General features: G+C 56.1%; 1 protein-coding gene. It reads right to left on the reverse strand.

Features of this window, described 5'->3' with window-relative positions; translation table 11 throughout:
* A partial coding sequence (locus GTA51_RS20360) for a primase C-terminal domain-containing protein (protein ID WP_160964305.1) occupies positions 1–693 on the reverse strand: 693 nt, incomplete at both ends.

Raw genomic sequence — 693 nt, forward strand, 5'->3', positions numbered from 1 at the left:
TGACCTGGATAAGAGGGATACAGCGGCGGTTGATAAAGTCGTAGGCCGAGAGGTACTTGACGAGAAAATCTTTGTGCTCGCTGGTAATCGGAAGTCCAAAGCTTGCCAAAGAAACAATATCCCGCGTGTCGGCGATGACTTTGCGGTCGACCATCTGATAATGCCAAACGTCGTCCATGTGCCAGGCAATCTTGACCTGCTCCTTTCCGGTGTGGACGCATTTCAAACGTTCGACGAGGACGATGGCGACGGGAAATACGTGCTTAAACCCGGCTTGACCTTTTCCGTTGTCGACCCACGCCGCAATCCCGTCATGAAGGCTGAGGGCCATGCGTCCAGGGACGATGGCATTTTCGGATACCGGCGCGTCGTGGAGCATCGAGTGAATAGTGGGCAGTTGAGTTTGGACAACATTGCCCGGCGTAGTGGTCATGGTCGCATTCAAAGAAGCCAAGAACTCCGGCACAGCTACAGCCGGCGGAGTGCCTCCTTTTGGATAGCGGGCCGTCACATTCTGGACGATGTCCTCGACCTCCTGAGTGTCCAGGGGCGGCACACACTTGGCGGCATTTTCAGCAAGCAGGGCTTCGCGGATGGCCTGATCCGACAAGCCTTTTGCATGCAAGGAAGCCGCGACGCGAAACAGGGTGTCATTGCGCTTCGTCTCAGGAATCGAGGCCGGTACCTGGATCG

It is taken from the genome of Solidesulfovibrio aerotolerans, from assembly GCF_009856865.1.
Lineage (GTDB): Bacteria > Desulfobacterota > Desulfovibrionia > Desulfovibrionales > Desulfovibrionaceae > Solidesulfovibrio > Solidesulfovibrio aerotolerans.